The organism is Afipia sp. GW823-FHT06G09 (assembly GCF_058794875.1).
Map to the genome: position 1 here is coordinate 366,778 of NZ_JBXAHF010000005.1, position 14,685 is coordinate 381,462.

Consider the following 14,685-nt stretch of genomic DNA (forward strand, 5'->3'; position numbering starts at 1 on the left):
GGCGAAATTCGAGAACATTCACAATATGGACGCATTGCCGCGGATACCGCGCGGAAGCAACGCAATAATTATGCTGCGCGCAGAGCGTCCGATGATGGTTTGATGGATGTCGACGTTGCGCAACGAAAGCGGCGCAATGATCACGCCGATGAGTGTGATTGCACCACGCCGCAAGGTCAAGGAGGCTTCTCACTGCGGCGGGACACCGGCCTTTGTCAGAGCCCGCACCTCAACGCGCAAGGCAGGCGCTGAGATCACGATACTCAGCGCCTGTGCATCCCGGTCCCGCTATTCAGCAGCATGCTGCTTTTTGACATCGTCTCCAAATGGATCCAGCGACGAGCTTTCGCCGTATCCGTATTGCTTGTCTCGCTTAATCAGCAACGATGACCTGTCCGACGACGGTCCGTATCCGCCGCCGCCCGGCGTCTGCACGCGGATGACGTCGCCTGCATGCATCTCAATGTCCTGATCCTTGGACAGGTGAAGCGGCACAACCTTTCTTCCCGATTGAAAGATTTCAATGCGGTTCGGCTGCCCCGGATCACCTCCGAGAATTCCCGGCGGCCCCACCCTGCCGTGATCCATCACGAACGATGCGCGCGCATCGCCGCGGCGAAGCGCCACCGCGTAACGCACACCAAACCCACCGCGCTGGCGGCCTGAACCAGCGGATCCCTCGGCAATGGAAAATTCCTTGAAGAGGACGGGAAAGCGTTGCTCCAGAATTTCAATCGGAGGCGTCTTGGCAATGCCAATGGTCGAACAGCCATTGGATATGCCATCGAGTTCGGCAGAACCGCCGTATCCGCCGCCGGTCACAATGTACATGACGAAACCATTACCGGTTTCCGGATCGACGCCGCCGATCGCCAGATTCCCGCTCGTGCCTGCCGGCGCGGCGAACAGACGTTCTGGCAGCGCTTCGGCAAGTGCGAGGAAAACCGCTTCGGCAATACGCTGACTCACTTCGGCTGCGCATCCCGACACCGGCCGCGGATATTTCGCATCCAGAAACGTATCTACAGGAACGGGGATATTGAGAGGTTCAAAAGTCCCGGCGTTGATCGGCACCTCCGGGAAGATGTGCTTGACCGCCAGATAGATCGCAGATTTCGTTGTTGCGATGACGCTGTTCATCGGGCCGCGGCACGGCGGGCTCGATTCTGAGAGATCAAATTCAAGGCTCTCGCCACGTTTCCGGATGATCAGATTGATCTCGAGCGGCGCATCAATAACCCCGTCTGAGTCTACAATCGTGGTGCTGCGATACTCACCGTCAGGAATCGTCGCGATTTTCGCGCGCATCTGCTGAGCAGCACCCTGCCTGAGAAGATCAATCGCCTGTTCGACGGTATCGGCGCCATAGCGATCGAGGAGCGCCGTCAAGCGCCGCTCGCCGATCTCAAGCGCCGCAGCCTGCGCCCGGATGTCACCGATGCGCTGATCGGCGATGCGAATGTTCGACAGGATAATCGAGAGGATCTCTTCATCGATGACGCCCTTCTTGAACAGCTTGACCGGCGGAAGCCGCAACCCCTCCTGCTCAACCTCGGTCGCTTTCGCCGAAAACCCACCGGGCACCATGCCGCCTGTATCCGGCCAATGCCCGGTATTCGAAAGCCACGCGAATAACTGTCCTTTGTATAAGAACGGCTTGACGAACTTGACGTCCATCAGGTGCGTGCCGCCGAGATACGGATCGTTGAGAATGAAGATGTCACCGTCGTCGACCGTCTTGGCGCGATCGATGACCGCACGGGTCGAGAACTGCATCGTTCCGACGAATATCGGCAAGCCTAGCTCGCCCTGGGCGATCAGTTCCCCGGTAGAGCGATGATAAATTCCGTCCGAACGATCGAGGCCTTCAGCAATCACCGGGCTGAAAGCCGCGCGAACGAAGGCCATGTCCATTTCGTTGCAGACCTGCTGCAAGCCGTTTTGAATAACCGCAAGAGTGACTGGGTCGATGGTTTTCACGTTACTTTCCTTCAGCTACTTGCAGAATGACGTTTCCGAGATGATCGACATGAACGCGATCGCCAGGATGGACGACCGTCGTCGCATCCAATTGTTCGAGAATTGCGGGGCCATCGAATTCACTGTTAAGCGGAAGCTGGTCGCGGTCGTAAACTGGGGTTTGGAACCAGCCGCCGTCGAACCAGACACGCCTCGTGTTTAATTGTGCATCAGCAACTGTTTTCCCCGTCTTCCTGGATGTCAGCGCATCCACCGGAAACGGTTTTCGCTTGCCGATGACCGCCGTGTGCAGATTCACCAAAACGGGCTTGATCTCCGGCAACGCGACCCTGAAGCGATTCCAGTAGGCCTTGGCAAACGCATCGTGGAGTTCGCTGATCTTCACATCCTTGCCCGAAACAGCGACATTCAGGATGTGCGTTTGACCCTGGAATTGCATGTCCGCGGTATGGAAGACGTGAACACTCTCGATTTCCACATTTTCCTGCCGGACGATGCGTTGCCCCTCTTCGATGTGAGCGTCGAGTATTCCAAGCACATCCGCCTCGCTTAGCAACGGAAGCGGCTTGTTGACGGTACGCACGAAATCGTGACGGAGGTCGGCAACCAGGCATCCAAGAGCGTTTGTCAGACCCGGACGCGCCGGGATCAGAACTTTTGGAATTCCGAGTTCGCGTGCGAGTGCCGCAGCGTGCAACGGCCCTGCTCCACCAAATGCAAGCAGAACGAAATCGCGCGGATCGTGACCACGCGAAAGCGAGACCAGACGAATTGCGCCTGCCATCTTGTCATTAGCAACCCGCACAACAGCAGCGGCAGCTTCCTCACCGCTCAGATTGAGGGGGCCGCCGACTTGGGTCGTCAGAGCATCTGTCACTGCTTCCAATGTGGTTGATTTCTCAACACCGAGGAGACGCTCTGGGTTTAGGCGGCCCAGCGCGAGATTGGCGTCAGTTATTGTTGGTTCGACCCCGCCGCGCCCAAAGCAGATCGGTCCGGGAATGGCGCCAGCACTTTTAGGTCCGATCTGGAGCAAGCCGGCCTCATTGACATGAGCGATCGACCCTCCTCCCGCCCCGACAGTGTGAACATCAACCATCGGAACGTGGATCGGCATCGCGTATTCAATTTCAAGCTCGGATGAGACGAGCGGCACACCATCCTGAATTAGGGCTACATCGGTGGATGTCCCGCCCATGTCGTAGGTAACGACATTAGGATAGCCAGCTGCCGTCGCCGTACTTGCGGCCGCAATCACACCGGACGCAGGGCCTGACATGACCGTATGAACCGCCGCATGCGTTACAATGGAGGAAGAGGCAGTCCCGCCATTGCCCTGCATTACCAGCAACTGACGTTTCAGCCCGCGAGATTTCAGTTCCGCCTGGAGCTTGTCGAGATAACGATCGAGAATCGGCTGAACGGAACCGTTCACCGCGGCCGTTACACCGCGTTCGTATTCGCGGCACTCAGCAATAATCTGATGTCCGGCCGTGACATATTCATTGGGCCAGATCGATCTGATGATCTCGACGGCCTTCAACTCATGCTCCGGGTTGGCATAGGAGTGCAAAAAATGCACGACGACAGACTCGGCGCCTTGCTCAAGAAGCTTCTTCGCAACGGCCCTTAGCTCGTCTTCGGCGAGCGCTGCGACGACGTTGCCCGACGCATCCATGCGCTCGGTGACTTCATGGCGAAGATCGCGAGGAATGACAGGAACGAATGTTCCGATCAGTCCATAAGGATTCGGCCGGGTTCGACGACCAAGCTCAAGGACATCGCGAAATCCTCTTGTGGTGATCAGCCCGCATTTCGCCAGTTTGCGTTCAAGCAAGGCATTAGTCGTCGCAGTCGTACCGTGAATGAAGAGGTCTATGCCGTCCGCGCTTCGGCCCGTCTTCTCGAAAGCAGCAAGCACGCCGTGGGCTTGGTTGGCAGTTGTGGTCGGCACCTTCGCCAACTGCAATCCGCCATTGGCAGGATCATGCAGAATAAGGTCCGTGAATGTTCCACCAACGTCGCAACCGACAATGACCGATCCCATGAGAATACCATCATCCCTGTTTCGTTCGTACTCGAACGTTATGCATTTTCTGTGCCGAGCACGGATTGCGAGAGCGATGGGCTCGCTCACGCCAACGCTTTACCCGCAGTGCCGGCGGTTTGATTGCGAGGCGTCCGGCCACGAGTGAATCGGAGCCGGACGAGCCACATCATTTTAATGTTCGAGATCGGCGGGTTCGTAGGCCTTCACCTCGTCAGCCTTCAGATTCATGCGGCCCGCATAGACTGGTCTGCCGCCGGTCGTCGGCCCCGGGTACTGCAAGAAGATGATCTTGCCTCCGGTTTCCGTTTTCATTTCGTATTCGAAATGCGGATCCGGCATGAAAGCAAACGTGCCCGGCTTGTACAATTTGTCACCGAACTGGAATTCGCCCTCCAGAATGTACCAGACCTGAGCAAAGTCGTGCTTGTGCAACGGGAAACTTGCGCCTGGCTCATAGTTGAGAATACCGGCGTTCGGCTCGGTGGGGCGTTCCGGACTCGGGTGAAACAGAAATTTGGTCTTGTTTTTGAACCGACCCATTTCCCATTCCATTTCGCTGACATGCTTGAATTCTGGCGCATAGTGCGTCGTGGTCTCGTTGGTCATCCTTATGCTCCCGGCAGAGTTTTACATCCAAGATAATTATTATTGTATCCAAGAATTGGAAAGTCAAGCAGCTTTGGTTTCTACAATGCTTGTAAAGCTTGGGATAATCCCACTGGGTTTTGGAGGTTATTTCGAGCGAGGAGCCATGGATCACTTGCCTATCCGCCATACAGCGACTACGCAAAACTGGCCGATTCACAGAACGCGGTTGAAGCCTTGAAAGTCGCAGCATCTCCGAAGTTGATCGAAGAACTCGCCAACAAGATTCAGGCGAAGATTGTTGCCGGCGATTACCCGCCCGGCACCCGCCTGAAGCAGGAATTGCTTGCGCAGGAATTCGATGTGAGCCGCACGCCGATCAGAGAGGCGCTTTCGCGGCTCGAGGCAAAGGGCATCGTCAGTCAGGCACAACGCCGCAGCGCTGTCGTACGCGCGCCATCGAGCCGCGAAATCAGCGAGATGTACCAGGTGCGAGCTGAGCTCGAAGGTCTCGCCGCTCAACTATCTGCGCGATGGATCACTGACCAACAACTCGCAGAACTGCGAATTGCCCACGATGAATTTGTAAGTGCCGTGAAAGAGTTGCGCAGTGACCGTGGCGGCGATACACGCGCATCGCGGGTCAGTCCCGACTGGTTTCAGGAGGCATCGCAACGCTGGATCGACATGAATGCCAAGTTTCACAAGACCATCTGTGAATCTTCAAATAACCGGTATCTCGCTCGCACGATCCAGGAGGTCACCTCGGGCTATGCACGCAGCGTGATGCTATCGTCAGCGCTGAGCATGAACAGCTTCCGAATCGAATCGAACATCACTCAGCACGAAAAAATCCTTAAAGCGCTCGAAGATCGCGAACCCGCGCGTGCCCGACGTGCAATGGTCGATCACATTCTGGAAGCTGGCGAATTCGTTATTGCGTCATTTGCAAATCAACCGGCTGAGGATTGAGATCGGCACCCTTGCCTGCTTCGATCACAGCCTCAATCCTTTCGAGGCGCACGCGGGTCTCACCATATGCGGCCATTTCCCCAAAATTCGACATAATATCTTCCGTCAGCACGTTAGCGCCGCCGCCGCGCTTCATCCATGTGCCCACCGGCATGATGACCATCCCTGCACCCACGCGCGGATCAACCAGGACTTCGACTAGCAACTCGCCGACGCTCGATCGCAGTAGCGCGATCTGCCCATTTTCGATCCCCGCCTCCTTCGCAACTTCCAGTCCGATACGAACCGAGGCTGTTTTCGGATGCTCGGTTTCCAGCATTTGGGACAGCAGCCACTTCTTGCTGAAATTGGTAACAAACGTCAGCGGATAGTTAGGATCAACGCGCGGCGTCGTTTCAACGTCATCGACAAATTCGAAACGCCCGGAGCGTGTCGGAAATTTTTTGTCCGCGAACGGCACCATCGGTGCCACCGGACAGCGTATCGGCCCTTCGAGCAACGCATCGACCGACACACCCCGCTCCTGCATCGGCGAGAGAATCCGCTTCAGCCATTCACGCGGCGATCCGGCCATCTCAGCGCCGACACCAAGGCGGTCTGCAAGTTGCTGAAATATCCACAGATCGGATCTGGATTCACCGACCGGCTCAATCGCGGGATTGACACCGCCAAGAATGTTGTGCCCCCAGGAGACGAGCGCATCCTCTTCCTCCAGAAATGTCGTTGTCGGAAGAAACACGTGCGCATAGTCCGTCGTGTCGGTGAGGAAACTGTCGACCACAACAACAAACTCCAGCCGCTTGAGGGCTTCGGCGACGAGATTTGAATTCGGCGATTGGTTGACCGGATTTCCTCCATTCACAAACATCATTCGGACGGGCGGTTCGCTCGCGTCCATGAGTCCGCGGCCAAGCAAGGGCTCTGGGATTGTGCGACGAAATTCGGCACGGTCGGCTGCTTCGATGCGTTTGTCGAACAGCCGTTGGGTATCGAAACCGTGCGTAACACCGCCACCCGCAATACCGATCTGGCCACAGATCGCCGCCAAGGCATCAACGCATCGGAATATTTCCGCGCTGCTTTTATATTTGTTGAGCCCCCATCCAAGCAGAATGGACGACGGTCTTGTTGTCGCATACTCGCGAGCGATCACCTGCATGTCGGATAGGGCTACACCGCACTGAGCACTCAACTCCTCCAGAGAATGCCGCTTCAGAAGAGAGCGAAATTCAGAGATCCCGTGCGTATGCTTTTCAATGAAGTCCCGGTCTTCGAGGCCTTCCGACAAAATGATCTTGGCAAGCCCCAGCGCAAAGGCGGCGTCTGTGGCAACCCGAGGCTGGATGTGCTGATCGCAGATTGTCGCGGACTCGCTTTTCACGGGATCGACGAGAACCACCCTACCACCTCTCTCTCGCACGCTCTTCAGCAACGGCACTTGATGGAGGTTCGTCGCCAGCGGATTCCGCCCCCAGAGCAAAACAAGCTTGCTATTGACCGTGTCAGATGGATCATGACCTAGCCTCACGCCGAAATCGAGTTTCTGTCCAGCGCGCGCTGCTCCACTGCAAAGCGAACCGCTCGCGGTCGTAACGCCGCCCAGAAGATTCCAGAAACGATGTCCGAGTTTTTTGGTGACGCCCCAAGATCCGGTCCGCTGATAATGCATCATGGAAAGTGGACCCGAGGTCTCTTTCAATGTTCTTATTTTTTGCGCGACCAGATCCAGCGCCTCGTCCCAGCCGATGCGCACCCAAGGCGAGTTTATCGAGTTGTCAGCCCTTCGAAGCGGATGAAGCTGGCGCTCCGCGCTATAGACACGACGCGGAAACCTGTAAGTCTTGGCGCAGAGATAGCCGTTCGTGAATTCATGATCGGGGTGACCTTCGAGCTTGATCACTCGCCCGTTCTCGACGTGCGCGATGACACCGCAGCCATCCGGGCAGTCGAGAGTGCATGATGTGTAAATCTTCTCAACCATTGAGCCTGTTATCCAATCCCGTTTCATCCTTGCAGGCACCGCAAGGCAGGCAGATGCCCGTCTGCGCGGCCGCTTCGTCTCCGGCTTTTGAAGCCTGGAAACGCACCCGACCGCAGGTGGCGCTGGCGAACTTGGTTTAAAATATTGTATCCAAAATTATTTGTCTTGCATTCAAAATTATCATTCTGGTAATCTTTTATACAGGCAAGTAATACAAAACAGGCAACCCATAAGAAGCCATCAACGGTCGCCATCTGTAAACTTGCACTTGAAATAATTGAATAAAATTCCCGTCAGACCTGCTGGGGAGGGTCGCGCGGGGACTGGCACAGGTCTTGCGAACCTGAAAGTTGTCATTCCCTCAAGGAGAACGAAATGAGTGCAACATCATCAGCGAGCGTCAAACGCCAGCCCGTGCGGGCGGCAACCGCGGCGTTCGCCGGCACCACCATCGAGTGGTACGACTTCTTTGTCTACAGCACGGCCTCCGCCCTGATCTTTCCGCAGCTCTTTTTCCCGAACAGTGATCCGAGTGTCGGACTGTTGGCATCGTTCGCAACATTCGCTGTCGGCTTCTTCGCAAGACCATTCGGCGGATTTCTATTCGGCCATCTCGGCGACCGCTTCGGGCGAAAGCGCTCGCTGATCGCGACACTTCTTCTGATGGGAACGGCCACCACAGCCATCGGCCTTCTCCCGACCTACTCGCAGATCGGAATCTGGGCGCCGATCCTGCTGATCGTCTGCCGCCTTCTGCAAGGCGTCTCCGTCGGCGGAGAATGGGGCGGTGCAGTTCTCATGGCCGGTGAACATGCGCCAAAGGAGCAGCGCACATGGTATGCCTCCTTCGCCCAGCTCGGCAGCCCTGCCGCCGTGCTCCTGTCGATGGGGATATTTGCGATCGTCACCCGCATGTCCGGGGAAAACTTCGCCGTATGGGGATGGCGAATCCCGTTCCTGCTCAGCTTTGTTCTGCTGATCATCGGCATGATGATCCGGCTGGGTGTCAATGAGTCCCCCGAATTCGCCGAAGCCACCGAACGCAAGACGCTGTCGCGCTTTCCAATCATCGAGGCTTTTCGCAGCGCGACTAAACCTATCATCTTCACGCTGCTGGCATTCACAATTGGCACGGCCGGATTCTATTTCACCAACACCTTCCTTATCGCTTATACCACAAGGACTCTGGGCCTCGACCGCTCGCTGATCCTGGAGTGTCTTGCGATGGTCGCGGTTGTTCAGTTTATCGGGCAGCTGGTCGCAGCAAAGATCGCGGAGAAAATCGGTGACAGCAAATTCCTGCTGATCGCCTCAGCGCTCGCAATGCTCGCACCCTACCCGATGTTCCTGCTGGTCGAACTGAAAACCCAGATCGGCATTGTCGCCGGCGTTTCGCTCGCCACGCTTTGCGCATCAGGCTTCTACGCGGTGATTGCAGGATACGCGAGCAAGGTCTTTCCGGTGGAGGTGCGATACACCTCAATCTCGGCAGCCTACCAGCTGGGCGGAGCGATCTTTGGTGGCTTCACGCCGATGATCGGCGTCGTCCTGACCAGCAATTATCCCGGACAATGGTGGCCGCTTGCGATCTTCTACAGCGTCCTTGCCGGCGTCTCATTTCTCGGCGTCTTGTTGCTCTCATATGCCGGGTTTGCTGCCAAGCCCGGCCAGGCCAACGTGGCTCCGGTCATTTCGGCGAAAGCTGTCGCGACCAACTAGTGCAACCGGAGGCAGCGCAGGACACGCGCGGCCTCCGTCATACCTGCCACTCAAGGCCCGCCAACGGCGGGCTTTTTTGCGTCCGGATCAAAGCGTTGGCTCGCGGCCGCCACGTCAAGATTCGCATGATCCGTTGGCGCTTAGAAGATCTCGAAACTCGCCTCGCCTTATATATAGGACTACTCTATAATAGAGAGATGAATAAGCTCTCTGTCATTTTCGACCGCAGCCGTATGCCTCTGTACTTGCAGTTGGCATCGGTAATGCGGCAGCGCATTGAAGCGGGCCGCTGGCAGAATGGGGACAAGATATCGACGATCGAAGAACTTGAAGCCGAATTCGGCGTCGCCAAGATCACCATCAGCAAGGCCATCGAGATTCTTCGCGAAGAAAAAATGCTCGATTCCCGGCAAGGTCTCGGCACCTTTGTATCCTACGTGCCGAAGGAACGGCACTGGCTGAACATCGCCAATGACCTCGACGGCCTTATCAGCTCGATCAAGGACAATCGCGTCGAGATCGTCCATATCGAGGAAAAAGTTGCCAGCCCTCCCCTCGGCGAGAGCGAAGGTGTCCCCGCGCATAGATATGCGCTGCTGAGAAGCGTGCAGTACAACGGGGATGAACCGTTCTCGGTCGTCAACCTGCACCTGTCGCAGGAGATATTCGCACGCGAACGGAAACAGTTCACGCGGTTACCGGCCCTGCCGCGCATCATGGAGATGAAGGATATCTCGATCAGTCACGCCTATCAGACGGTGACGATCGGCATAGCGAATCCCGAGGTCGCCGACCTGCTCAAGATCGGACTTGGCGAGCCCACCGCCGACTGCAGGATCGTTCTTCTGGACGACCGGAATGTTGCGATCTATGTCGCGGATTTTCATTACCACCGGAATTGTTTCGCGCTTCGGCGCGATCTGATGAATCGCAGCTAACCAAACGCTCCGGCGAAGCCCCCGCCCCGAAAAAATCCTGGGGCCGAAACCCCAGGCAGTACAGAGGAAGTGTCCGCGCGCCAGAGATCATCTTTGGCGCGCGCGATTGTGTATGGATCGTCAGCTCACCCGGCAGACTCCAGTTCCGCGATAATAAGTTTATCGACCATCCGGCGCATCTTCATCGGCGCCGCGTCGATTCCCAGAATGATGCGCTTGTAGTTCGGGTCGCGCTCTTCCTCGAGCTGGATTCGCTCCAGGATGACCTTGTCTTCCTTGAACGCCATATCGAGATCGGCGGTCAGCGAGGCGTCCATGTTGTGCTCGTTGGTGCGGAAATTCCGGACATGGAACCAGTGCTGAAGCACCGTTCGTTCATCGACCGGCGTCAGAACGTGGCAGGCGAACATCCGAACGCCCTTATCTCTGTCCTCCGTATCGGGAATCGAACCGGCAGGGCACGATCCCATGTCGATCGCGAAGTAGCACGGCGTCGAGTAATTGTAGTAGTGCCAGCGATCGACTGACCCGGTGAGCTTGCCGTACTTCGAGAAAAGCGGTATCGCCGGCCCGTTGCGGATCCATCGCCACACGGTGATTTCGTTGTTGCGGTATTCGTTGTTCACCGGAACGGTGGCACCGGCCGGAGTGCCAAGAGTTGTTGTGTGAACGAACGTGACGTGCGCCGGATCAAGCAGGTTGTCGCAAAGGCTGAGATAGTTGCACTCGATCCGCAGCGTGTCGCCCTGCACGGCGTGCCAGCCTTCGGCCTCATACTGCGGCAGATGAAACATCTTGCTGAGATCGGCTTTCTTCGGATCGCCCATCCAAAGCCACACCAGCCCGTACTTGATCTGAAGCGGGTATGAGCGGACCAGCGCGTTGCCCGGAATCACATCCTGCCCCGGAATGAGGACGCATTTTCCGCTGCAGTCGAATGTCATGCCGTGATAGCCGCATTCGATGTTGTCACCCTTCAATTTGCCCAGCGACAAAGGGGCAAGACGATGCGGACACGCATCCTGAAGAGCTGCGATGCTTCCGTCCTCCAGACGATAGATGACGATGGGTTCTTCGAGCACCACGTGCCGAGTCAACTCCCGGCCAACACGATCGGCCCACACCACCGGGTACCATGCATTGGTAACGTATTTCATTTTGTTGCTTCCCTTCGACAGTCAAGAATTCCGCAGCCGTCAGTGGTAGTAAGCACCGCCATCGACGACCAACGTCTGGCCGGTGATGAAGGCCGCGTGCGGGCCCGCAAAGAAAGCGACAGCGCCGACGACGTCGCCAGCCAGCATGTCCCGCTTTAGCGCCCTGTTACGCACGGAAAATCCCGATACCGTGTTCGCCAACTCGTGGTTGTTTTGAACCCCATCGCTCAACGTGAATCCTGGAGCGACGCTGTTGACGAGAACGCCATGTTCGCCAAGTTCTGTCGCGAGCGTCCGCGTCATGGACACGATCGCGCCTTTTGAAGCGACGTAGTGCAGCATGCCCGGATTTCCCTTGAAGGCGACACCGGACGAGATGTTGATAATGCGCCCGGAGCCCTGCTTCTTGAATGCCGGCAGTACGGCTCTGCAGCACAGAAACTGCCCGATAACATTGACGTTCAGCATCTTTTGCCAGTCATCGACAGTGAGTTGTTCGAATGGCTTAAGAGATAATGTCGAATAGATCGCCGCGTTGTTCACAAGGACATCGATGTGGCCGAACCTGTCGATGGCCGCCGCGGCCATGAGTCCGGTGTCCTTCTCGCTGGAAACGTCCGCATCGACATGATGGGCTTCATATCCACTCTGGCGCAGCTTCTCGGCGGCAGCCGCTGCTCCCTTAAGATCCGCAATCATGATCGACGCACCTTGCTTCGCGAGCGCCTCACATATCGCATAACCGATACCCATCGCACCGCCAGTGACGACAGCCACCTTTCCCGTCAGGTCCATTCCTAGCCTCCAATTCCAAAGAGTGAGCGCGGCACGATGTAAAACCCCCTTCCGATCGGGGCGGCAGCGCCCCTTTCGTCAAGAATCGCAAGGTTGATGATTGGCGTAACACCTGTCGCGCGAACGGCATCTGTATCGATGACGCCCCGGTCGCGATGAATGATTGCGCACCCGCGCGACTGCGCATCCAGCGGAAGCAGATGCGCCCACTCCGACGTAAGCGCCGACGCATGGTTCAGTGCCTGCCCGCCGAATCCGCAAACATCGACGAGCGCGCTGTCGCCGATGGCACCGAGCGGGGGCGCGCCGTGCTGCGGATCGAAACGAATTCCCGTTGGTGGCGTAGATGGTACAGTGGCCCAATGTGTTTCGCCGCGCCGGCGTAAACCGAATTCAACACCGTTGCCGCCGATGGCCACGACTTCGCTTGCCGAGGTATGCAATTTCCAGGCGGCCCATGCCATCCAGATACCCAAGACGAATCCCGGATTTGCCCTGATGTCGGCCACCAACCCCGCCGGCATCTTACTCAAGAGTTCGAGGAAACGTTCATTTCCTGCACGGGTGATGGCATGGCAGTCATCGCCCTCGCGCAGCGCCTGTCGCATCATCGATTCAACGTCCGGGAGAATGGAAAGCTGCGGATTGATCGTGCGAGCCGCTTCCGCGATCCAATCACGCGCACGCACACCGCAGAGCGGGTCTGCTGAACCAAAACGCAGCGCTGGCGGTGGCCCCTCAGAGACAGGTGAATGGAAGACGCTATCGCTGTCCCCGACCTCGAAGCACCACATCGACGGAGCAACAACCATCGCAAGCGGAACAGCAACGCCGTGGTCCTGCGCTGGCTTGAGCGGAAGCGAACCCGATTCAAGCATCGCGCGCGCAGTCGGGGCATCTTTGGCAAAGCCGCCGATCACGGCGGCTTGCTCCGCCGCAGCCATGACGGCTCCGGGGGGAGTACCTTTGTAAGGCGGTCCGGCATGGAGCAAGATGCGCTCAGGCAGATTCACCCTGGCTTCACTCAACCGAACGAGACGACGAAGATGCGCAACCTTCAAATCCATTCCGCACTCACCTGGCGCGCAGGACGCGCGGCTGTCACGACGCTGATTTGCAGCATTCGGCACTTCAAAAGTGTCTTCCTGTCAATCCAATCATTCCATTTATAGTATGATAGAGATACATAGCAAGCGTACAAAGCAAGATTTTCGTGCAGATTGCTTCAATAAATAGCACGCATCGATCAGATTTGTGACTTGGTCATCCTATTAATAGGGTGATAGTGTGACTTGGCACCGCTAGCAGGCGGGCGGGTGAAAACCGGAGGGAGGAACATTCGATGAAGACGTCTTGGTCCAGAATATTGCTAGCGATCCTGTCAACCAGCGTCGGGACAGGCGCGATAGCTCAGGAAACCATCAAGCTCGGCGTCAATCAGCCCCTGACAGGCGTGGTCGCCGCGTCAGGGAATTTCGTCACCAATGGCGCGAGGATCGCAGCGGACGACATAAATGCAAAAGGGGGCGTGCTTGGAAAAAAAATCCAGCTGATCATCGAAGACAATAAGAGCAATCCCACCGAAGCCGCGAACGTCGCGGAGAAGCTGATCACGCGAGACAAGGTGCCTGCGATGATGGGCGCGTGGAGCTCGACCTATACACTCGCGGTCATGCCGAAGCTGATGGAATACAAGGTTCCTATGCTGGTCGAGACCTCCAGCGCCGACAAGATCACGACCATGGGCAACCCCTATGTGTTCCGGATCAGCCCGACCAACAGCATGGAAGCAAAGAGCTTCACCCGCTTCGTCGAACCGCTGAAGATCAAGAAGGTCGATTTCCTTGTCGTCAACAATGACTGGGGACTCGGTGCAGCCGCGGAATTCGGAAAGATGCTCAAGGAAAAGGGCATCACGGTCAACAAGACACTTCATATGGACGCCGCGGCGCAAGATATGTCTTCGCAGCTTTCGACCATCAAGAGCACGGACAGCGATACGCTCTTCACGACGTCCGGCCCGGAACAGATGACGCTGGTGATGAAGCAGGCGCAAGCCCTCGGTATCAAGCGGCAGATCATCACGACCGGTGGAACCGTACCGGACCAGTTGATTGCTCAAGCCGGCTCGGCGGCGAACAATTCGCTGCATGACGCGATGTTTGCACCGTGGTTTCCGGAAACATCGGCCGACCCGGCAGCCGCCAGGTCCTTCATCGCGGCGTGGGAAAAGACCGGCCTTCCGTTTGCCGGACTGCCGGAGGGCGCGCGCGGCTATGACGGCATCCAGGTGCTTGCCGCAGCCATTAAGAAAGCCGGTGTCGCCGAACCAGAGAAGATCCGTGCGGCTCTTTGGCAGGTCGATTACCCCGGCCTGACCGGCCGCATCGTCTTTGAGAAGGTTGGCCCGGCAGGTTCAGAAAGTGGGCAGAGCCCGGCGACGACCCACCTCGTGAAGATCGACGATGGAAAGGTCGTTCTTGTCAGCAAATAACTGCCAAGGATCGG

At 57.1% G+C, this 14,685-nt stretch carries 12 protein-coding genes; 4 read left to right on the forward strand and 8 right to left on the reverse strand.

Annotated features, from left to right (window positions below; all coding sequences use genetic code 11):
- Nucleotides 1-18: 18 nt before the first annotated feature.
- The 4 genes from AC1Q67_RS22625 to AC1Q67_RS22640 all read right to left on the reverse strand — a co-directional run bounded on the left by AC1Q67_RS22625 (nt 19) and on the right by AC1Q67_RS22640 (nt 4,636).
- Nucleotides 19-180 carry a hypothetical protein gene (locus AC1Q67_RS22625; RefSeq protein ID WP_492237218.1) on the reverse strand — a complete coding sequence of 54 codons (162 nt, stop codon included), beginning with the start codon at nt 178-180 and terminating at the stop codon, nt 19-21.
- 108 nt (nt 181-288) lie between these two features.
- A complete protein-coding gene (locus AC1Q67_RS22630) occupies nt 289-1,980 on the reverse strand; it encodes a hydantoinase B/oxoprolinase family protein (protein ID WP_492237217.1) in 1,692 nt (563 codons plus the stop codon).
- Nucleotide 1,981: 1 nt separating this feature from the next.
- Nucleotides 1,982-4,027 (reverse strand): hydantoinase/oxoprolinase family protein, encoded by a 2,046-nt coding sequence (locus AC1Q67_RS22635; protein WP_492237216.1) that lies wholly within the window; start codon nt 4,025-4,027, stop codon nt 1,982-1,984.
- Nucleotides 4,028-4,201: 174 nt separating this feature from the next.
- A complete protein-coding gene (locus tag AC1Q67_RS22640; protein WP_492237215.1) occupies nt 4,202-4,636 on the reverse strand; it encodes a cupin domain-containing protein in 435 nt (144 codons plus the stop codon).
- Nucleotides 4,637-4,876: 240 nt separating this feature from the next.
- On the opposite strand from AC1Q67_RS22640, the gene AC1Q67_RS22645 reads away from it, so the two are divergent.
- On the forward strand, nt 4,877-5,587 hold the full coding sequence (locus tag AC1Q67_RS22645; protein WP_051373157.1) for a GntR family transcriptional regulator: 711 nt from the start codon (nt 4,877-4,879) through the stop codon (nt 5,585-5,587).
- On the opposite strand, the gene AC1Q67_RS22650 is transcribed toward AC1Q67_RS22645, so the two are convergent.
- Nucleotides 5,550-7,568 carry a molybdopterin-containing oxidoreductase family protein gene (locus tag AC1Q67_RS22650; RefSeq protein WP_492237214.1) on the reverse strand — a complete coding sequence of 673 codons (2,019 nt, stop codon included), beginning with the start codon at nt 7,566-7,568 and terminating at the stop codon, nt 5,550-5,552. The genes AC1Q67_RS22645 and AC1Q67_RS22650 overlap by 38 nt on opposite strands.
- A 375-nt stretch (nt 7,569-7,943) precedes the next feature.
- Between AC1Q67_RS22650 and AC1Q67_RS22655 the strand changes: the two genes are divergently transcribed.
- Entirely contained in the window at nt 7,944-9,287 is a 1,344-nt protein-coding gene (locus AC1Q67_RS22655; protein WP_492237213.1) for an MFS transporter, read from the forward strand.
- A 197-nt stretch (nt 9,288-9,484) separates the two neighbouring features.
- Nucleotides 9,485-10,225, forward strand: coding sequence for a GntR family transcriptional regulator (locus AC1Q67_RS22660; protein ID WP_024575816.1), 741 nt, complete (start codon nt 9,485-9,487; stop codon nt 10,223-10,225).
- A gap of 125 nt (nt 10,226-10,350) precedes the next feature.
- Here the strand turns inward: AC1Q67_RS22660 and AC1Q67_RS22665 are convergent, their stop codons facing one another.
- From AC1Q67_RS22665 to AC1Q67_RS22675, 3 genes are read right to left on the reverse strand one after another with little or no spacing between them, the layout of a single operon-like run.
- Nucleotides 10,351-11,382 carry an aromatic ring-hydroxylating dioxygenase subunit alpha gene (locus tag AC1Q67_RS22665; RefSeq protein WP_006019401.1) on the reverse strand — a complete coding sequence of 344 codons (1,032 nt, stop codon included), beginning with the start codon at nt 11,380-11,382 and terminating at the stop codon, nt 10,351-10,353.
- Nucleotides 11,383-11,421: 39 nt separating this feature from the next.
- Nucleotides 11,422-12,177, reverse strand: a complete 756-nt coding sequence (locus AC1Q67_RS22670; RefSeq protein WP_492237211.1) for an SDR family NAD(P)-dependent oxidoreductase — start codon at nt 12,175-12,177, stop codon at nt 11,422-11,424.
- Between the two features lie 2 nt (nt 12,178-12,179).
- A complete protein-coding gene (locus AC1Q67_RS22675; RefSeq protein ID WP_492237210.1) occupies nt 12,180-13,244 on the reverse strand; it encodes an oxamate carbamoyltransferase subunit AllG family protein in 1,065 nt (354 codons plus the stop codon).
- Between the two features lie 275 nt (nt 13,245-13,519).
- Between AC1Q67_RS22675 and AC1Q67_RS22680 the strand changes: the two genes are divergently transcribed.
- Nucleotides 13,520-14,671: an ABC transporter substrate-binding protein gene (locus AC1Q67_RS22680; RefSeq protein ID WP_492237209.1), complete on the forward strand. Its 1,152-nt coding sequence runs from the start codon at nt 13,520-13,522 to the stop codon at nt 14,669-14,671.
- The last annotated feature ends 14 nt before the right edge of the window (nt 14,672-14,685 follow it).